Below are 255 nucleotides of genomic sequence, written 5' to 3' on the forward strand. Positions count from 1 at the left end.
GACATGCCGACGTCGGTGATCATGGAACGGGTCGGATGGTGTCGGGGCAAGACGGTGTTCTTCGAGCGGGTGCAGCGGCTGCGGCCGCTGTATCGCCCGCTCGACCCGGCGTCTCGTACCGAGTACCAGCCCGGTGAGCTGGCTCAATGCGATCTGTGGTTCCCGCCGGTGGACGTGCCGCTGGGGTTCGGCCAGACAGGGCGTCCTCCTGTGCTGGTCATGGTCAGCGGTTATTCCCGGATGATCGGTGCGGTG

At 66.3% G+C, this 255-nt stretch carries 1 pseudogene; it reads left to right on the plus strand.

The features are described from left to right. Positions 1–255: pseudogene (locus tag QSK21_RS35995) on the plus strand (IS21 family transposase); the annotation flags it as partial.

The sequence above is a fragment of the Actinomadura sp. NBRC 104412 genome (genome assembly GCF_030269515.1).
Classification (GTDB): domain Bacteria; phylum Actinomycetota; class Actinomycetes; order Streptosporangiales; family Streptosporangiaceae; genus Spirillospora.